Origin of the sequence: Nocardia sp. NPDC005998, from assembly GCF_040614395.1 — a bacterium.
In the GTDB taxonomy this organism is placed as follows: domain Bacteria; phylum Actinomycetota; class Actinomycetes; order Mycobacteriales; family Mycobacteriaceae; genus Nocardia.
Map to the genome: position 1 here is coordinate 605,905 of NZ_JBEXUI010000001.1, position 17,503 is coordinate 623,407.

16 protein-coding genes are annotated in these 17,503 nt (G+C 67.1%); 7 read left to right on the top strand and 9 right to left on the bottom strand.

Going from position 1 to position 17,503, the window contains the following annotated elements; translation table 11 throughout:
- Nucleotides 1-152: 152 nt before the first annotated feature.
- From ABZ293_RS02845 to ABZ293_RS02855, 3 genes are all read right to left on the bottom strand, one after another.
- Entirely contained in the window at nt 153-1,460 is a 1,308-nt protein-coding gene (locus ABZ293_RS02845; protein WP_355176978.1) for a cytochrome P450, read from the bottom strand.
- Between the two features lie 99 nt (nt 1,461-1,559).
- Entirely contained in the window at nt 1,560-2,282 is a 723-nt protein-coding gene (locus tag ABZ293_RS02850; protein WP_355176979.1) for a TIGR03089 family protein, read from the bottom strand.
- 18 nt (nt 2,283-2,300) lie between these two features.
- Nucleotides 2,301-3,779, bottom strand: a complete 1,479-nt coding sequence (locus tag ABZ293_RS02855; RefSeq protein WP_355176980.1) for an LCP family protein — start codon at nt 3,777-3,779, stop codon at nt 2,301-2,303.
- A 232-nt stretch (nt 3,780-4,011) separates the two neighbouring features.
- Between ABZ293_RS02855 and rfbD the strand changes: the two genes are divergently transcribed.
- The 3 genes from rfbD (at nt 4,012) to ABZ293_RS02870 (ending at nt 7,053) form a co-directional block, all read left to right on the top strand.
- Nucleotides 4,012-4,878 (top strand): dTDP-4-dehydrorhamnose reductase, encoded by an 867-nt coding sequence (rfbD, locus tag ABZ293_RS02860; RefSeq protein ID WP_355176981.1) that lies wholly within the window; start codon nt 4,012-4,014, stop codon nt 4,876-4,878.
- A gap of 91 nt (nt 4,879-4,969) precedes the next feature.
- Nucleotides 4,970-5,863 carry a glycosyltransferase family 2 protein gene (locus ABZ293_RS02865; protein ID WP_355176982.1) on the top strand — a complete coding sequence of 298 codons (894 nt, stop codon included), beginning with the start codon at nt 4,970-4,972 and terminating at the stop codon, nt 5,861-5,863.
- Between the two features lie 110 nt (nt 5,864-5,973).
- Complete coding sequence (locus ABZ293_RS02870) at nt 5,974-7,053, top strand: NDP-sugar synthase (protein WP_355176983.1); 1,080 nt, start codon at nt 5,974-5,976, stop codon at nt 7,051-7,053.
- Nucleotides 7,054-7,078: 25 nt separating this feature from the next.
- Here the strand turns inward: ABZ293_RS02870 and ABZ293_RS02875 are convergent, their stop codons facing one another.
- Together ABZ293_RS02875 and ABZ293_RS02880 are read right to left on the bottom strand one after the other, a co-directional pair.
- A complete protein-coding gene (locus ABZ293_RS02875; protein ID WP_355176984.1) occupies nt 7,079-7,780 on the bottom strand; it encodes a response regulator in 702 nt (233 codons plus the stop codon).
- The gene (locus ABZ293_RS02880; protein WP_355176985.1) at nt 7,777-9,462 is read right to left on the bottom strand and encodes a sensor histidine kinase; all 1,686 of its coding nucleotides are present in this window, start codon (nt 9,460-9,462) and stop codon (nt 7,777-7,779) included. The genes ABZ293_RS02875 and ABZ293_RS02880 overlap by 4 nt, the downstream gene beginning before the upstream one ends.
- Nucleotides 9,463-9,571: 109 nt before the next feature.
- Between ABZ293_RS02880 and ABZ293_RS02885 the strand changes: the two genes are divergently transcribed.
- Both ABZ293_RS02885 and ABZ293_RS02890 read left to right on the top strand, forming a co-directional pair.
- On the top strand, nt 9,572-10,930 hold the full coding sequence (locus tag ABZ293_RS02885; RefSeq protein WP_355176986.1) for a cation:dicarboxylase symporter family transporter: 1,359 nt from the start codon (nt 9,572-9,574) through the stop codon (nt 10,928-10,930).
- 27 nt (nt 10,931-10,957) lie between these two features.
- Nucleotides 10,958-11,179, top strand: a complete 222-nt coding sequence (locus ABZ293_RS02890) for a hypothetical protein (protein WP_355176987.1) — start codon at nt 10,958-10,960, stop codon at nt 11,177-11,179.
- 93 nt (nt 11,180-11,272) lie between these two features.
- On the opposite strand, the gene ABZ293_RS02895 is transcribed toward ABZ293_RS02890, so the two are convergent.
- Nucleotides 11,273-11,692, bottom strand: coding sequence for a DUF4267 domain-containing protein (locus tag ABZ293_RS02895; protein ID WP_355176988.1), 420 nt, complete (start codon nt 11,690-11,692; stop codon nt 11,273-11,275).
- 111 nt (nt 11,693-11,803) lie between these two features.
- On the opposite strand from ABZ293_RS02895, the gene ABZ293_RS02900 reads away from it, so the two are divergent.
- Together ABZ293_RS02900 and ABZ293_RS02905 are read left to right on the top strand one after the other, a co-directional pair.
- Nucleotides 11,804-12,388 (top strand): TetR/AcrR family transcriptional regulator, encoded by a 585-nt coding sequence (locus ABZ293_RS02900; protein WP_355176989.1) that lies wholly within the window; start codon nt 11,804-11,806, stop codon nt 12,386-12,388.
- Between the two features lie 55 nt (nt 12,389-12,443).
- Nucleotides 12,444-13,907 (top strand): NAD(P)/FAD-dependent oxidoreductase, encoded by a 1,464-nt coding sequence (locus ABZ293_RS02905; RefSeq protein WP_355176990.1) that lies wholly within the window; start codon nt 12,444-12,446, stop codon nt 13,905-13,907.
- Between the two features lie 75 nt (nt 13,908-13,982).
- Here the strand turns inward: ABZ293_RS02905 and ABZ293_RS02910 are convergent, their stop codons facing one another.
- The 3 genes from ABZ293_RS02910 to ABZ293_RS02920 all read right to left on the bottom strand — a co-directional run bounded on the left by ABZ293_RS02910 (nt 13,983) and on the right by ABZ293_RS02920 (nt 17,458).
- Entirely contained in the window at nt 13,983-14,903 is a 921-nt protein-coding gene (locus tag ABZ293_RS02910) for a cation diffusion facilitator family transporter (protein ID WP_355176991.1), read from the bottom strand.
- A gap of 111 nt (nt 14,904-15,014) precedes the next feature.
- Nucleotides 15,015-16,235 (bottom strand): mannose-6-phosphate isomerase, class I, encoded by a 1,221-nt coding sequence (manA, locus tag ABZ293_RS02915; RefSeq protein WP_355176992.1) that lies wholly within the window; start codon nt 16,233-16,235, stop codon nt 15,015-15,017.
- Nucleotides 16,235-17,458: a tobH protein gene (locus ABZ293_RS02920; RefSeq protein WP_355176993.1), complete on the bottom strand. Its 1,224-nt coding sequence runs from the start codon at nt 17,456-17,458 to the stop codon at nt 16,235-16,237. The genes manA and ABZ293_RS02920 overlap by 1 nt, the downstream gene beginning before the upstream one ends.
- Between the last annotated feature and the right edge of the window lie 45 nt (nt 17,459-17,503).

Below are 17,503 nucleotides of genomic sequence, written 5' to 3' on the forward strand. Positions count from 1 at the left end.
CGATGACTCCCGGTAGGCCGTCATCGCCTACCGGGTCTCGGTCGGAGCCCGAAGTGGTGCGACGTGGCAGTCGGCGCTCGTCGCCCCGGCTTGTTGTGCTGCAACGCTGTACAAAGCGTCCGCTGCCCGCGGCATCGGCCACCCGGCGGAAGTCAGACCGCAGTCGGTTCGGGGGTGGCCGCGCGGTGGCCGAGGCGGACCGGCATCCGCTCATATCCGTGCAGCGTGAACAACTTTCGGCGTTGCGGCGTCCCGTCCAGCTGCAGGTCGGGGAAGCGCTCGAACAGCGACTGCAGCGCGAAGGTGGCTTCCATGCGGGCCAGGCTGGCGCCGAGACACACGTGTATGCCGCTGCTGAAGGTCAAGTGCTCCTTGGCATTCGCGCGGCCGACGTCGAAGACATCGGGATCGGCGAAGATCGCGGGGTCTCGATTCGCGCCCGCCAGCGACAGCACGACCGTGCTGCCCTTGTGTAACTGGATACCTTCGAATTCGAAGTCGGTCGATGCGATTCGCGCGGTCGTCTGCACCGGGGCGTCGATGCGCAGTACCTCTTCGACCGCATTCGGCCAGAGGTCCGGTTCGGCGCGCAACCGATCCAATTGTTCGGGGTGCGCGACCAATTGGGCGACACCATTGCCGATCAGGTTGACCGTCGTCTCGAATCCGGCACCCATCAGCAGACTCGCGCTCGCCTTCAGCGCGAAGTCATCGAGTTCACCGGCGGTGACCAGGCTGCTGAGGATATCGTCCCCGGGTTCGCGGCGCAGTCGCGCGATATGCCCGTCGAGGTAATGGTTCATCACCTCCATCGCCCCGAGCGCCCGCCGGAACGCCCGCCAGGAGATCCCGACATCGAGCAGCGGGGTCATGCGATCGCCCCAGTCCAGAAATACCTTTCGGTCCTTTTCCGGGAAGCCGAGCATTTCCGAGATGATGGCGATCGGCACCTGCGTGGCATACGACTCGATCAGATCGGCCGAGCCGCCCGATGGCAGCGCGTCGAGCAGTTCTTCGGTGACCGTTTCGACTCGATCCCGCAATCTGCCGACCGCCCGCGGGGTGAAGGCCGAGGCGACCGGCTTGCGCATCCGCGTATGCTCCGGCGGGTTGATGACCAGCATCGACGGCGGTTCGACCGGATTGGGCGGCAACGGAAGCCGTTCGGCGAGCAGTTGCAGCGGCTTCGGAATATTGAAGGTATCGGTGGTGCGTACACCGAACCGGCTGTCCCGCAGCACACTTCGGCACAGATCGTAGTCGAAGCTGGCCCACGCGATCGGGGTGCGCAGCAGCCGACCCTGCCCACGCAGCCGCTCGATCAGCGGGTAGGGATCGGCCAGGCCGTCCGGTCCGCCCATCAGCTGGGCGAACGGATCACCACGCCGCGCCTGCGTGCGCAGGGCCAAGCGAGGCGCACCCTGCGTCGACAACCAGCGGAACCAATATTGCGGCTTCATCTCACCACCCCATCGTTGTGCGATAGCTCCACCGTACTAACCGACCGGCGTGCGTGGAACGTCCTATGGTCGGACGCCCACCTATACCGGAGTAGGAGCTCAGCCGCGCTCCGCGGTGACCCGCTCGGATTCGATGCGCCGCTCGCGCAGGGCCGGATCGGGATTGACCACCTGGACCAGCGCGGCCCCCGCGACCAGTACCGAGACGAATCCGTCGATCAGTTCGGCGGCGGTATCCCAGGACGTGCTCGACAGCACCCGGTCGCCCTCACCGAACCCCTGCCGCAATGCGGATTTCCTGGCCTCGGCCAGCACCTCGGAGACCGGCATACCATCCAGCGCCACCCCGGTGCCGCGCGGCAGGAAGTGGTCCCCGTGTACCCGAACGGATGTGGCGAAATCGGTGATGCCGATCGGCAGATCGCGCACCGGCAGCCCGAAGGCGTCCAGCGAGAGTGCGGCGACCTCGGCGGTGCCGTCGGTCTCGGCCAGCCGTTCGGCGGTGGTCAGCGCCAGATCGGCGTCCGGATCGGGCCCAAGCACCACCTCGGTCCCGGCCCACCAGCAGCCGAGCAGCACCGCGGCGGTCTGCCAGTGTGCTGGCAGCAGCACCGCGACCCTGGCACCCGGGCTCAACCCGAATTCGTCGCGAATCAGATTGGCGGTCTTGGCCGCCCAGTTCGCCAGCGTCAGCCCGGAAAGCTCGATCCGGGCGCCGGTGGCATCGTCGTAGTAGGTGACGCGTGGTCCCGCTGGATCGCGTTCGAGGATCGGATCCAGCACCGCCTCGGTGAGGGTCAGTTTCTGGTCTTGGTCACGCATCGGTCAAATCACGCATGGTCAATTCACGCATTTCGGTCCATTCTGGCCTGCGTCGATCGGTGGGGCGGGCGGCACGGGCGTTGCGGTGCTCGACGTTCCGGAGAAGTCGAACATGCGGCCCGCGGCCGAGCCCGGACCAGAATAGTCGCTTGCCAGTACGACGCTGACCGAATCGGGCGACATCGAGGCATCGGAGACAATAGTCAGCCCGCCGAGTGCCTGCGCGACCGCCTTGGCCTTCGGATTCGAGGTACTCACCGCGAGAACTCGGCTGCCGGTGACGGCGGGCCCGGTGTAGTTACCGACCAGTCCCTCCTGAAATCCCTTGGCCCGCAGAGCCTGTGCCACCTGACCGGCAAGTCCGCCGACCCCGCTCGCATTGAACACATTGACGCTCACCGAGGTCGGATCGGTCGTTGGCTCGCCATGATCGGTGGACTTGCCGTCGACCAACCCCGCCACATACGCCGCGACCGGCTTCGGATCGACCCGGACGACCGATTCACCGTCGCTGGTCGTGTCATTGAGATCGGCGACCGGCACCGTCTCGAAACTGACCTGACCGCCCGTCAGATCCTTCAGCTGATGCAGGAACGCCAGCACATCCCAACCATCGTCCAGCACAACGGTGCGCCCGACCGCATCACTGAGATTCTTCAATTTGACAGGATTGCCGAGCGTTTTGGCGCTGAGCACCTGGCCGACCAACTGCGCCATGAAGACCTGCTGGCGCACGATCCGGTCCAGATCGCCGCGCGGGAGATCGTGGCGCTGACGCACGAAGCTCAAAGCCTCTGGGCCGTCGAGCTTCTGGCGGCCCGCGCGGAAGTCGGCGCCGGACATCCATTCGTCGACGGGATTGTTCAGACACACGTCGACCCCGCCGACCGCATCGGTCAGCAGCACGAAGCCGAGCAGACTGACCTCGGCGTAATGGTCGACGGTGATGCCGGTGAGATTGGCGACGGTCTTGATCAGCGCCTGCCGGCCTGCCTGCGTGGACTGCTTTTCCGCGTCTGCCTCCGAGACGCCCTGCTTGATCAGCTTCAGCCGCTGGGCCTCCTTGGTCGCGCCGTAGGCCGAGTTGATCTTGCCCTTGCCCATGCTGGGAATGTCGACATAGGAGTCGCGTGGAATGGAAATCGCGGTGGCGGAGCGGCCGTCGTTCGGAACGCGGATCAGCACGATGGTGTCGGTATTGGTACCCACCTCATCACCCGCGTGCAGTAAGGCGCGCTCGTTATTGCTGAGCGGATTGCCGTGCGCGTCGGTGCGGCTGTCCACGCCGACCAGCAGGATGTCGACGGCGCCGTCGCGGCCACCGCCGAGCCCGAGGCCGCCGATGCGTTCGATATTCGAGATCAGCGAGTCCACGCTGTGCCAGGCGAATCCGGTGATGAGCAGGATCAACACCGCCCCGATCGCGATGAACGCGCGCAGCGGCCCGAAGCCGCCCTCGGCCCCGGATAGTTGCGACGGCGCTGTCGCTCTGTGCATCTGCCGCACCACTGCATCCTCTCGCCGAACCCGGGTATCAATCCTGAGCTGTGCTCGCCGAGCGCTCCCAGCTGATCTTCTGCCTGCGCAGCGCCGGTTTCATCGCAGTCGATGGGTTGCTGACTTCGACCGCCCCGCCCCCGGTACCCCCGTCTCCGTTGCCTCAAGGCTAACCAACGGTTATCCGAGCGGACCTCAACCGCTGGTGCCCCGGCGTGCCAGACTCGTGCCCGTGACCGCGATATCGCCCTCCTCGACCGTAACCGCGCGCCTCGTCGTGACCGGGGCGGGCGGGCAGTTGGGCCGCGAACTCCTGCGCCGCGCACCCGCCGCCCGTGCCTTCGGTCGCGGTGAGTTGGACATCACTGATGCCGATGCCGTGGGTGCCGTGCTCGAGCCGGGGGATGTGGTGCTGAACTGCGCCGCCTACACCGCCGTCGACCAGGCCGAATCCGATGCCGAGGCCGCCTTCGCCGGTAACGCGACCGGACCCGCCGTACTCGCCGCGGCCTGTGCGCGGGTGGGCGCCCGACTGATCCATATTTCGACCGACTACGTGTTCGCAGGTACCAGCGACAAGCCGTACGAAACCGATGACCCGACCGATCCCGCGACCGTCTACGGCCGATCCAAATCGGCGGGCGAGCAGGCCGTGCTGGAACTGGCGCCACTCGCGCATGTGGTGCGCACGGCGTGGGTATACACCGGGCGCGGAAGCGATTTCGTGGCCACCATGGTGCGGCTGGAACGCGAACGCGACACCGTCGACGTGGTCAGCGATCAGCTCGGCTCCCCGACCTACGCCGCCGATCTGGCCGAGGGACTGCTGGAATTGGCCGGCCGGCCGGATGCGCCCCGGGTGCTGCACGCGACCAACTCCGGCCAGGCCAGCTGGTTCGACTTCGCCCGGGCGGTATTCGCCGGAATCGGCGCGGACCCGACTCGGGTCCGTCCGTGTGACTCGACCGCATTTCCGAGACCCGCACGGCGCCCGGCATATTCGGTGTTGTCCAATCGCTCGTGGGCCGATGCCGGACTGACTCCGCTGCGGTCGTGGGAGGCCGCACTCGGGGACGCGCTATCGGGGTTGTCCCGCTAGGCTGGGCGCTCGTGAATGAGCGTCAGCGAGTGAACCAAAGACACAGCGCGCCTTCGCGCACGACGGAGCCGAGCGTCAGCGAGGCGCAGTCGTGAGCGATTCTGTGGCCCCAGGCGGGCTTGTCGTCGTCACGGTGACCTATTCACCTGGCGAGCACCTCGAGCACTTCATCACCACCCTGGCCGCTGCCACCAGCGACAAGCCACAGGTGATTCTTGCCGACAATGGGTCGGTGGACGGGACGCCGGAGCTGGCGGCGGAGGCGAACTCGCACGTGCGACTGCTGCGGACCGGCGGCAATATCGGCTATGGCGGCGCCATCAACCGGGCGGTCGCGGAGATCGATCCGAGCGTCGAATTCATCGTCATCGCCAATCCGGATATCCGCTGGGGTGCCGATTCGATCGACAAACTGCTCGCCGCCGCCAAGCGCTGGCCGCGCGCGGGTGCGCTCGGACCGATGGTGCGCGAACCCGACGGCAGCGTCTACCCCTCGGCGCGCTCGGTCCCGGGTCTGCTCGACGGCGCCGGTCATGCCATTCTCGGCACGGTGTGGCCGTCGAACCCGTGGACGCTGCGCTACCGCCAGGACAATGAGGAGATCTCCGAGCGGGCCGTCGGCTGGCTGTCCGGTTCGTGCCTGCTGGTGCGGCGCGCGGCCTTCGATTCGATCGACGGTTTCGACTCCCGCTACTTCATGTACATGGAGGATGTGGACTTCGGCGACCGGATGGGCAAGGCGGGCTGGCACAACGTCTTCGTGCCCGATGCCGAGGTCACCCATGCCAAGGGACATGCGGCCGCACGCCATCCCGAGATCATGCTGCCCGCCCATCACGCGAGCGCGTACCGATTCCAGGCCGATCGACATCCGCACTGGTGGCAGGCGCCGTTGCGGCTGGCATTGCGGGCCGGACTTGCGATCCGTTCCCGAATTGCGGTTCGATCTGCGCTGCGTCAACAGGCGCAGGAAGCTCAGGGCTAGCGTCACAACTACGGCGCGATGGTGCCCGGCGCGTGTCGCCGGGCACTGAACTGGTGTCGCAGATGTCGAGTGCACCAGCGAGGACGATCCACTGTGAACAGGGGAGCATGATGGCAGGAAATGCAGGCACCGACGCCGTGATTCTGGTCGGCGGTCAGGGCACGCGGTTACGTCCGCTGACCCTGTCGGCGCCCAAGCCGATGCTGCCCACGGCCGGGCTGCCGTTCCTTACCCACCTGCTGGCCCGCATTGCCGATGCCGGTATCAGCCATGTGGTGCTCGGTACCTCGTTCAAGGCGGAGGTCTTCGAGGAGCATTTCGGCGATGGCGCCGAACTCGGTCTGGAGCTCGAGTACGTGACCGAGACCGAGCCGCTGGGTACCGGCGGTGGGATTCGCAATGTGCTGCCCAGGCTGCGCGCGGACAACATCATGGTGTTCAACGGTGATGTGCTCGGCGGTACCGATCTCGGTGCGATCCTCGACACCCACGAGTCCACCAATGCGGATGTGACACTGCACCTGGTCCGGGTGAGCGATCCGCGCGCGTTCGGCTGTGTGCCGACCGACGAGGACGGTCGGGTCACCGCCTTCCTGGAGAAGACCCAGGATCCGCCGACCGACCAGATCAATGCCGGTTGTTACGTCTTCCGCCGCGAATACATCGAGAAGATCCCGGTGGGCCGCCCCGTCTCGGTGGAGCGCGAGGTCTTCCCGGCACTGCTCGCCGAGGGCGCCCGCGTCCAAGCCCATGTCGATTCGTCCTACTGGCGCGATATGGGCACCCCCGAGGACTTCGTCCGCGGCTCCGCCGACCTGGTCCGCGGTATCGCCCCCTCCCCGGCCCTGCCCGGTCAGCGCGGCGAATCCCTGGTCCACGAGGGTGCCGGTGTGGCCCCCGGCGCCGTACTGATCGGCGGCACCGTCGTTGGCCGCGGCGCGGAGGTCGGTGCCGGAGCTCGCCTCGATGGCGCGGTCCTGTTCGACGGCGCCCGCATCGAAGCCGGTGCCACCGTAGAGCGCTCCATCATCGGCTTCGGCGCCCGCATCGGCCCCCGCGCCCTCGTCCGCGACGCCGTCATCGGCGACGGCGCCAATATCGGCGCCCGGTGCGAACTACTACGCGGCGCTCGAGTCTGGCCCGGCGTCCAAATCCCCGACGGCGGCATCCGCTTCTCTACCGACGTCTGAGCGCTTACGTCTTACTCCGGGCGTCTTACTCCGGGCGGATTTTCCAGATGTAGCGGGTTTTGGGGCGGCCTGCTCGGCCGTAGTCGGATTTACGGTCGACCAGGCCGTCATCGGCGAGCTTTTCGAGGTAGCGCCAGGCGGTGATGCGGGAGACGCCGACGGTGGTTGCGGTGTCGGCGGCGGTGATTCCGCCGGGGGCGTCGCGGACGGTGCGGGAGATTTCGTCGAGCGTTTGTGGGGCAACGCCCTTAGGGGCGGTGGCGCGTTGGTCGGAGGTGCGTAGCGCGCTGAGGGCGCGGTCGATGTCCTGTTGGGAGACGGCGGTTTCGCCCGCGGGGAGGGCGGTGCGGAATTCGAGGTAGCGTTCGAGTTTGTCGCGGAAGGCGGCGAAGGTGAACGGCTTGAGGAGATACAGCACCACGCCGTAGGAGACGGCGGTGCGCACCATGGCCAGGTCTCGGGCCGAGGTGATGGCGATGACGTCGGGGCGCGGCGCGAGGCCAGTAAGCGCGGCGGCGACGTCGAGGCCGCTGGCGTCGGGCAGGCCGATATCCATGAGCACCAGATCGATCGGCGCATTATCGGCGGCGGCATCGGCGGCGGCACGCATCGCCTCGCGGCCGGTGTGCGCCACGGCCACCGCGGCGAAGCCGGGAATGCGCTCGACGTACGCGCGGTGCGCCTCGGCGATCAATGGCTCGTCCTCGACGATCAACACTCGGATCATCGCGCGTCCTTTCGCGGAATCGTCACGGTCACGGCGCTTTCCGGATCTCGTTCGGTACCGATCACACCGTCGTGACGGTCGACCAGTCGGTGTACCAGTGCCAGGCCGAGGCCATGGTGGTCGGCTTTGGTGGAATAGCCGCGTTCGGCGGCGCGGGCGAAGGTCTCGGCGGACATTCCGGGTCCACTGTCGGCAACCCGGACGAACAGCGCCGAATCCCCGTTCGCCGATCGCACCGTATCGAACGCCGCGGCCGACTCGATCGCGAGCGCCGGATCGGCCCCCGCCGGATCGCAGGCAAGGTTCGAATCCTGTTGGCGCACAGTAACTTCCACCCATCCATCGGCGCCCTCGGCAGCCGCGTCGATGGCATTGTCGATCAGATTGCCCACCAGCGTCACCGTCTCCTGTGCCGACAGCGGCGCGGTCGAATCGAGCGCCGTATCCTCGGTGATCGTCAGCTCGATGCCGCGTTCGGCGGCCTGGTTCACCTTACCGAGCAGCAGCGCCGCCAAGGCCGGGTCGCCTACCGCGGTCAGCAGCCGATCGATAAGGGCTTGGGACAGTTGCAGTTCCGCGGTCGCGAACTCCACCGCCTCCCGGTAGCGGCCGAGCTCCACCATGGTGATCACGGTGTGCAGCCGATTGGCCGATTCGTGCGCCTGCGCGCGCAGCGATTCCGCGAAACCGCGCACCGAATCGAGTTCGCCCATCACAGTCCGCAGTTCGGTGTGGTCGCGAATGGTGATCACGGTGCCGATCGGTCGCCGCTCCCAGGTGACGACATCCTGATTGACCAGCAGAATCCGATCCGTGGTCACGTGCATCTCATCACGGACCACACCCCAGCTCATGCGCTGCATCGAAATCGGCAGATCGCCGCGCACGACCATACCGTCGGGCAGATCGAGCAACCTACGCGCCTCATCGTTGACCACCTCCGCGCGCTCACCGGTCGGTCCGAAAACCACCAGCCCCTCGTGGATCGAATGCAGCACCGCATCGTGCTGCTCGTACAGCGTGCGCAGCTCATCGGGCGCGAGACCGTGCGTCTGGCGGCGGATCCGGCGGCTCAACAGAAACGAACCCGCCGCCGCGACCGCGAGGCCAGCGGCGGCGACACCGAGGATCAACGGCAGCTGCGTGCCGACCTGATCGCCGATCCGTGCCCGGGTGACGCCCGCCGAGACCAACGCGATGATGCGCCCGTTGTCATAGACCGGAGTAACCGCCCGGATCGAGGGACCGAGCGTGCCGGTGAAGGTCTCGGTGAAGGTCTGCCCGGCCAGTGCGCGGTCGATATTGCCGCTGAACGGCTGCCCGATGCGCTCGGGCATGGTGTGGGTGTACCTGGTCCGGTCCGGTGCCATCACCACGATGAAGTCCATGCCGGTCTCGAGGCGGGTCCGCTCGGTCACCGGCTGCAGCAGCGCGGTGGGGTTGGGGGTGTGCAGCGCCTCGACGGTGGAGGGCGCCTGCGCGACGGTCACCGCCACATCGGTGACTTCCCGCGAGGTGGTGACATCGCTGTTGTGCCGGGCGTCGAGCACCGCGAGCACTGCCCCGATACCGATGACCAGCCCGAGCACCACGAGCTGGAGTACGAAGGCCTGTCCGGCCAGCGATAGCCGACCACGTCCCCCGTACTTCTCACCGCGCAACACTGTCTTTCCTCGAGCCATTGAACGTAATGCACCAAAGCGTGACCGCCGTCACCTCCAGAGCCAACATTGTGCACGTGATGGCGTGAGCCACCTCACCCCGGTACCAATGAAGAGGACTTTTCCCGCTATGAGCGATGTGCAGAAACGGCAGCCGCGCGACCGTACCCATTGGCTGTATCTCGGCGTGATCGTCGCCGTAATCGCGGGAATTCTGGTCGGCTGGCTGGCGCCCGAATTCGGTCAGGACGTGGCGCCGCTGGGCACCATGTTCGTCAATCTGATCAAGATGATGATCGCGCCGGTCATCTTCTGCACGATCGTGCTCGGCATCGGATCGGTGCGCTCGGCGGCCAATGTCGGCAAGGTCGGCGGGCTCGCGCTCGGGTACTTCCTGGTCATGTCGACGGTGGCGCTCGCCATCGGACTGGTCGTCGGCAACCTGCTCGAGCCGGGCTCTGGCATGAATATCGCCAAGACCGCCAAACAGGGCGCGAAACTGGCCGATCAGGCCCATGCCGCGGGCGGCACCTGGGACTTCATCCAGAGCATCATCCCGACCACGCTGGTCTCCTCGCTGACCACCGGCAGCGTGCTGCAGGCGCTGTTCATCGCACTGCTGGTCGGATTCGCGCTGCAGGCCATGGGTGCGACCGGTGAGCCGATCCTGCGCGGTGTCGCCTCGCTGCAGAAGTTGGTGTTCCGGATCCTTTCGATGATTCTGTGGCTGGCCCCGATCGGCGCGTTCGGCGCGATCGCGAATGTGGTCGGCAAGACCGGCCTGGACGCGGTGAAGCAGTTGGCGCTGTTGATGGTCGCGTTCTACCTGACCTGTCTGGTCTTCATCTTCGGTGTGCTCGGCGTGCTGCTGTGGGCGGTATCGAGGGTGTCGATCTTCAAGCTGGTCCGCTACCTGGCGCGCGAGTATCTGCTGATCCTGGGCACCTCGTCCTCGGAGTCCGCGCTGCCGCGGCTGATCGCGAAGATGGAGCATCTCGGCGTCGAACGCACCACCGTGGGTGTCGTCGTGCCAACCGGATACTCGTTCAACCTGGACGGCACCGCCATCTACCTGACCATGGCGTCGCTGTTCATCGCCGACGCGATGGGCAAACCGCTCAGTATCGGTGAGCAGATCGGCCTGCTGCTGTTCATGATCGTCGCGTCCAAGGGTGCGGCCGGGGTGACCGGCGCGGGTCTGGCCACGCTGGCGGGCGGACTGCAGAGCCATCGCCCCGAACTGCTCGACGGCGTCGGCCTGATCGTCGGCATCGACCGGTTCATGTCCGAAGCCCGTGCGCTGACCAACTTCTCGGGCAATGCCGTCGCCACCGTGCTGGTCGGCACCTGGACCAAGACCATCGATATGGAGGGGGTCCACTCGGTCCTCGACCGCAAACTGCCCTTCGACGAGCGGACCATGGTCGACGATGATCACGGGCCGCGGACACCGCAGGAGCCGGACGCCGTCGACATGGTGAAGGTGTAAGGCCCTGTCCGGACGAGGAGATAAGCCGTGACCGCCGAACGATGGTTCCCGACCGAAGGTGATCTGCACCTTCGGATCTCGGTGGCCGGTGTGGCTTTCGACTACACCGCCACCGCGGCGGCGGTCCGCAATCTGCTCCACGACTGGCGGCGAAAGCGCTGGTGCACAATCGAATTGATTCGCGAAACCGTCGACGACCGCCGACTGCTACCGCGCCTGCCGTGTGAACGCCTGTTCCTCGGGTCGTGACCGGCAGCACAAAGGGGCCCGCAGGATCTGCGGGCCCCTTCGTGCTGCGCGAACGGTCTGGACTGTCGTTGCGCTGGAATCGACCGGTCCGATTCAGGCGTTGACCGCGACGGCGGCCGGGCGGGTGGTCACGCTGCGCTCGCGGAGCAGCAGGATGCCGGTCGCGATGACGAAGGCCGCCGTCAGGCCGTGCACCAGCAGTGCGGTGGCGGTGGAACCGTGCCAGCTGAGGACGGTGAACATATCGCCGATCGGAACCAGCGCGATCACCAGGGTCACGATGCCGAGGGCGTAGCGCTGCTTGGTGGCGAGCAGCACCAGGATGATCAGTCCGGAGACGGTATCGCGCACACCCTTGAGGTTCATGAACGCGACCGCGTCACCCGAGGGCCATTCCGGCAGACCGAACCCGGTGGCGATGGTTTCCGGGGTGATCAGGTAGCTGATGCCGATGTAGAGGATGAAGGCCGCGCCGATGAGGGAAAAGGCGGTGGCGATGCGCGAGATGGTCATGGCGTGCTCCTCGATGTGGTGCTTGTGCTGCTCTGATTGCTAGCGTTGCTAGGTATAAGAGCAACGATAGTGGAGCTTCGTTAGTTTGTCTAGCGCTGCTAGAATTTTTGTATGACCACGCAGAACCGCAAAGAGCGCGAACGCGCCGAACGCCATCAGCGCATCATCGACACCGCCCGCGAGCTCGCCGAAACCTCGGGCTGGGAGGCGGTGACCGTGCGCCGCCTCGCCGAGAAGATCGAATACAGCCAGCCGGTGCTCTACAGCCACTTCGCGGGCAAGGCGGCGATCGTCTCGGCCGTCGCCGAAGAAGGCATCGTCGATCTCACCGCACACCTGCGCAAGCGGCGGGCCCGGGCGAAAACGCCGGTCGAGGCGCTAGAGGCCATGGTGCGCGGCTACCTGGACTTCGCGACCGAGAATCCGGCCCGCTACGACGCGATGTTCGTCCTCAATACCGAACTCACCTTCGGCAACGATGCCCCGCAGGCGCTGAAGGACGCGTTCGGCGAGATCCAGAGCGCCTACGCGCCATTCGCGGGCGAGTTCGATCTGCAGGCGGGCACCGAGGTGCTCTGGAGCACGATGCACGGGATAGCCACCCTGGATCGCAGCGGTCGACTGGTCGATGACCTGCGCGAAGAGCGCATTCGGGTGCTGCTCGGCCAATGGACGCAGCAGGGCACGAATGGGTGATCGATACCTCTCTGGAGTGACGGCATGACCCGGGTCGGCGCGGCAGAATCGAGGTATGCCAGATGTCGTCGTGGTCGGTTCCGGTCCCAACGGTCTCGCCGCGGCGGTGATCCTGGCCCGTGCCGGACTCGACGTCGAGGTGCACGAGGCGGAGAGCACCGCGGGCGGTGGATCTCGCACGCTCGAGCTGACGCTGCCCGGATACCGGCACGATTGCTGCGCCGGAGCGCATCCGATGGCCTTGGCCTCGCCCGTCTTTCGTGCCTTCGACCTGGCTGCGCACGGTGTCGACCTGCTGGCCCCCGAGGTGTCCTACGCCCACCCGCTCGACGGCGGCAGAGCCGGACTGGCTTGGCGGGATCTCGACCGCACGGTGGCCGGTCTCGGCCGCGACGGCGCGACCTGGCGATCGCTGTTCGGGCCGATGGTCCGGCATTGGCAGTCGGTTGTCGACTTCGCCATGTCGGATCTGCGCCGCCTGCCCGGGGATCCGCTGAGCGGACTGCGCTTCGGGCTGCGGGTACTGGAACAGGGATCGCCCCTGTGGAATGTGCGCTTTCGGGATGACACCGCCCCCGCACTGCTGACCGGTGTTGCCACGCACGCGATTACGCCGCCGCGCGCCATCCCCGCCGCGGGCGCTGGCATGCTGCTCGGCACCCTCGCCCATGTCGGCGGTTGGGTGCTGCCACGGGGCGGCAGTCAGGCCATTCCCGATGCGCTGAGCGCCGAACTCGAACGTCTCGGCGGCAAGGTCAGCACCGGACACCGAGTCGACACACTCGACGAATTCGCTGGTGCGCGAGCGATCATGCTGGATACCGCGCCCGCCGAACTGCTCCGTATGGCGGGGGACCGGCTGCCAGCGCACTATGCGAAGGGGCTGCGCCGCTTCCGTTATGGCGGCGCGGCCTGCAAAGTCGACTTCGCGCTGTCCGGACCGGTGCCGTGGCAGGCGGAGGGCTGCGCGCTCGCGGGGACCTTGCATCTGGTCGGAACCCGTGCCGAGGCGATGGCGGCCGAAAGGACCATCGCCGCAGGACAACACGCGGACCGTCCGTATGTACTCGCCATCCAGCCCGGCGTTGTCGACGAGACCCGGGCTCCGGCGGGCGGCCACACGCTCTACACCTACGCGCATGTTCCGAACGGATCCACCCGCGATATCAGCGACGAGGTGATCGCGCAGGTGGAACGATTCGCGCCCGGTTTCCGTGACTTGATCCTGGCCAAGAATGTCGTCACCGGTGCCGAAATGCCCTCCCACAATGCCAACTACATCGGCGGCGATATCTCGGCGGGCGCGATGACCCTGCGCCAGTTCGCCTTCCGCCCCGTCCCGCGCTGGAACCCGTACGCCACACCGCTACCCGGCGTCTACCTCTGCTCCGCCTCGACCCCGCCCGGTCCGGGCGTACACGGAATGTCGGGATTGCACGCCGCTCGGCATGTGCTGCGTCGGGAGTTCGGAATACATACCGACCCACTGGATCTGCTGCGCACACCGAAACCGGCCTGAGCGGACTTACCAGTACTTCGAAGCTGGGCGAAACGCGATAGCCGCCCAGCACTGCACGGCTGCGGGAACTGCTCGTCAGACAGTCTGCCTGCGGTAGAGGTCCGGCTCGAGATACATCACCCGTGCGGCGGGTACGGCGGCCCGGACCCGCGCCTCGGCATCGTCGATGGCCGCCGCGATCTCGGCGATATCCAGATCGGGCACGATCGAGATCTTCGCCGCGACCAGGATCTCCTCGGGACCGAGGTACTGCGTCTTGAGGTGGATCACCCGATCGATGCGCTTGCCGTCGACCAGATTGGCGCGGATCGCCCTGTCCTCCTCCGGAGTCGCGCCCTCACCGATAAGCAGGCTCTGCATCTCCACGATCAGGATCACCGCGATGATGCCGAGCAGTCCGCCGATGGCCAGCGTGCCGATGCCATCCCAGACCGGATCATCGGTGAGCATGGTCAGCCCGACCGCGGCGAATGCGAAGACCAGACCGATCAGGGCGCCGGTGTCCTCGAGCAGCACCACCGGCAGTTCGGGACTGCGTGAGTTGCGGATGAACCGCCACCAGCTCGCATTTCCCTTGAGCGGGATGGATTCTCGCATCGCCGTGGTGAAGCTGTAGCTCTCCAGGCAGATGGCGATGAACAGGATGACGATCGCGACTATCGGATTGCTCAGCTCCTCTGGATGCTGGATCTTGTGCACGCCCTCGTAGATGGCGTAGATCGAGCCGAGTGTGAACAGCACCAGTGCCACGATGAACGAGTAGAAGTAGCGATTGCGCCCGTATCCGAACGGATGCAGTTCGTCGGCGTCCTGCGCGGCGCGGCGCTGACCGAGCAGCAGCAGACCCTGGTTGGCGGTATCGGCGACCGAGTGCACCGCCTCGGCCAGCATGGATCCCGAACCGGTGATGAACGCGCCGACGAACTTGGCCGCCGCGATCCCCGCATTCGCCGACAACGCGGCCAGAATCGCCTTCTTGCCACCACCAGCCGACATGTGTGGACTTCCTCCTGTGTTCGATTTGCAGCGCCTGCGGCGCTGCGTGTTCACGGCCCCGAGTATTCAGCATCGCGTAGCGATTCGCTGCGGGGTGGTGGTCGGGCGAGGTCAGGCGGCGCCACCTACACACGCGCAGAACAACTGCGCATCGCCCTCCACCGCCTGCGCGCGAATCTCACTGTCGGCAGCCGATATCCACGCCGCCGCACCGCGCCCCAACACCAGCGAGGTTCCGCCCTGCAGCAGCCGCGCCGTCCCCGCCGTGCACAGCACAATTCCGGGACCCGCCGAGGTCAGCGGCACCTGTCCGGATCCGGCGGTCAGATCGAACCGCCGCAGCGCGAATTCCGGCGCGGGTGTCCGATAGCGCACCGACCCGTCGCCCGCCGGTTCCGGCAATACCACCGGCAGATCGATCGGTTCGAAATCCAGCACCCGCAAGAGCTCTGGCACATCGACGTGCTTGGGTGTCAGCCCGCCGCGCAGCACATTGTCGGAGTTGGCCATGATCTCCACACCGAGCCCGCGCAGATACGCGTGCAGATTGCCCGCGGCCAGGAACAGCCCCTGTCCCGGCTCCAAGGTCAGTCGGTTGAGCAGCAGCGCGGCCAGCACCCCGGCATCGCCCGGATAGGCCTCGGCGAGTTCGAGCGCGGTGCGCGCCTCGGCGGTGAACTCGCGGCTGCCCTTGACCGACAGGTAGCGCACGCAGCCGTCGAGCACTTGGGGCAGCAGCGTGGCCAGCACATGCTGCGGCAACGTGATCCAGGTGGTGAACAGGGTCCGCAGTCCGGCCGAATCGGGTTGGGCGGCAAGCAGGTCCGCGTAGGAGCGCAGCCCGGGCACATCCAGTGCGCGCAGCAGTTCGACTGTGCGGCGCGGATCCCGGAATCCGGCCAGCGCCTCGAACCGGTCCAGCGCCACCACCAATTCCGGTTTGTGATTCTCGTCGCGGTAGTTGCGCATCGGTGAATCCAGCGGCACCCGCGCGCGGTTCTCCAGCTCGAATCCGGCACGCGCCTGCGCCGAACTCGGATGCGCCTGTAGCGACAGCGGTTCCTCGGCGGCGAGGATTTTCAACAGGAACGGTAGCCGCCCGCCGAATTCCGGTGCGGCGGCGCCGAGTTCGCGCTCCGGATCGGCCGCGACCAACTCCAGCAGGGAACGGGTGCTGTTCTCGATGCGGACATGTGCCGGATCGGCGGGGTGGGCGCCGAACCACAGTTCCGCCTCAGGATGCGCCGAGGGGACCGGTCGGCCGCACAACCGAGCGAGTGCGGTGCGAGAACCCCAGGCATAGGAACGCAGCGCACCAACGAGTTCGTGCACTAGTAGCGTCCCCCGTCGAGCTGTTGCGTGGTCGGGTTCGCATCGCCGCGCGCGCCGATCAGCCGCAGATAGGCCGCGGCCATCTCCAGGCGCAGCGCGAGCACCGCGAGTTGTTCGAGTTCACTGGCATGGCCGATGGTGCCGGGCAGAGGTGCGCCCGATTCGTCCACCCTGGCCGGTGCGGGCGCGGCGGGATCGCTGAGCGAAGTGTGCAGCACCTCGACATCCGCGCTCACCAGATCGGCGTCGACCAGACCCGATCCGGCACTGCCGAAGACGGCCAGCCGGCGCCGCGCCGCCGCCCGATCGAGATCCGCACTGAGCACGAATATCCGGATCCGCTCCACCGGTGCGGGTCCGTCGAGTTCCTCGTCGTGGAACAGCGGATCGTAGTTCGGCGCGGTTTGTCCGGCGGCCTCGACCATGCGCGCATTGGCGGCGACGGCCTCGGCCAGCGTCACCGCGCTGGCCACCTTGCCCGCCGACTGCAACAGCACCTCGGCACCGTGCTCGGCCAGTTCGTTGGTGGCCGGGGAGTCTCCGACCAGCACGATGCCGCGCTGGTGCATGCGCGCGGCCAGCGTCTTGGCCGGATTGTGGAAGACCTCGTTGTGCGGACCATCGCGCAACGCCTCGGCATCGAGCACGTCGGCCAGTTCGGTCAGATCGGGTACGACCGCACCCGAACGGGCCGGATCAACGATGCGCAGCACCGCGATACAGGCCGCGAGGAAGCGCAGCAGGCGGTTGTGGTCGAGCACCGGAATTCGTGGCTCCAGCAGCGACGTACGCCCGGCTGCGGCGGCACGCAGCGGTCCTTCGTGTGGCGCGGCGACCACCACCTCGGCGCCCCGGCGCTGCGCGCGGTCGACCGCGTCGATCAGCCGGGGATCACCGGCGTCATCGCCCGCGACGAGCACCACATCCAACGGTCCGACCCACGGTGGGAGAGCGGCGACGGGCACCACGGGTAGGCCCGCGCGGTCGCCGAGCGCGGCGACGATAAGGCTGGCGGCGCGTGCGGCCCGGCCGGCGCCGGAGACCAGCACCACGCTGCGTGGCCGCAGATCGACGAGGCGCGCGAGCGCGTCCTCACCGACGGCCGCCGCGGTCGCGCGCACCTGCGCGCCACCGGATGCGGCGGAGCGCAGGGCGCCGCCGACATCGGCCGCCTCGAGTGAAGCGGCATCGTCGAGGTCGAGCACCGGTGTTCCAGCGATCATCGGGCGTCCCACCTCCCCTCATCGCGCTGTGTGCGGTCCCGCCCT

Coding starts and splice junctions, on each gene's coding strand:
- ABZ293_RS02845 (WP_355176978.1), bottom strand. CDS start 1,460: ATGAAGCCGCAATATTGGTTCCGCTGGTTGTCGACGCAGGGTGCGCCT.
- ABZ293_RS02850 (WP_355176979.1), bottom strand. CDS start 2,282: ATGCGTGACCAAGACCAGAAACTGACCCTCACCGAGGCGGTGCTGGAT.
- ABZ293_RS02855 (WP_355176980.1), bottom strand. CDS start 3,779: ATGCACAGAGCGACAGCGCCGTCGCAACTATCCGGGGCCGAGGGCGGC.
- ABZ293_RS02870 (WP_355176983.1), top strand. CDS start 5,974: ATGGCAGGAAATGCAGGCACCGACGCCGTGATTCTGGTCGGCGGTCAG.
- ABZ293_RS02875 (WP_355176984.1), bottom strand. CDS start 7,780: ATGATCCGAGTGTTGATCGTCGAGGACGAGCCATTGATCGCCGAGGCG.
- ABZ293_RS02880 (WP_355176985.1), bottom strand. CDS start 9,462: ATGGCTCGAGGAAAGACAGTGTTGCGCGGTGAGAAGTACGGGGGACGT.
- ABZ293_RS02885 (WP_355176986.1), top strand. CDS start 9,572: ATGAGCGATGTGCAGAAACGGCAGCCGCGCGACCGTACCCATTGGCTG.
- ABZ293_RS02895 (WP_355176988.1), bottom strand. CDS start 11,692: ATGACCATCTCGCGCATCGCCACCGCCTTTTCCCTCATCGGCGCGGCC.
- ABZ293_RS02900 (WP_355176989.1), top strand. CDS start 11,804: ATGACCACGCAGAACCGCAAAGAGCGCGAACGCGCCGAACGCCATCAG.
- ABZ293_RS02905 (WP_355176990.1), top strand. CDS start 12,444: ATGCCAGATGTCGTCGTGGTCGGTTCCGGTCCCAACGGTCTCGCCGCG.
- ABZ293_RS02910 (WP_355176991.1), bottom strand. CDS start 14,903: ATGTCGGCTGGTGGTGGCAAGAAGGCGATTCTGGCCGCGTTGTCGGCG.
- ABZ293_RS02920 (WP_355176993.1), bottom strand. CDS start 17,458: ATGATCGCTGGAACACCGGTGCTCGACCTCGACGATGCCGCTTCACTC.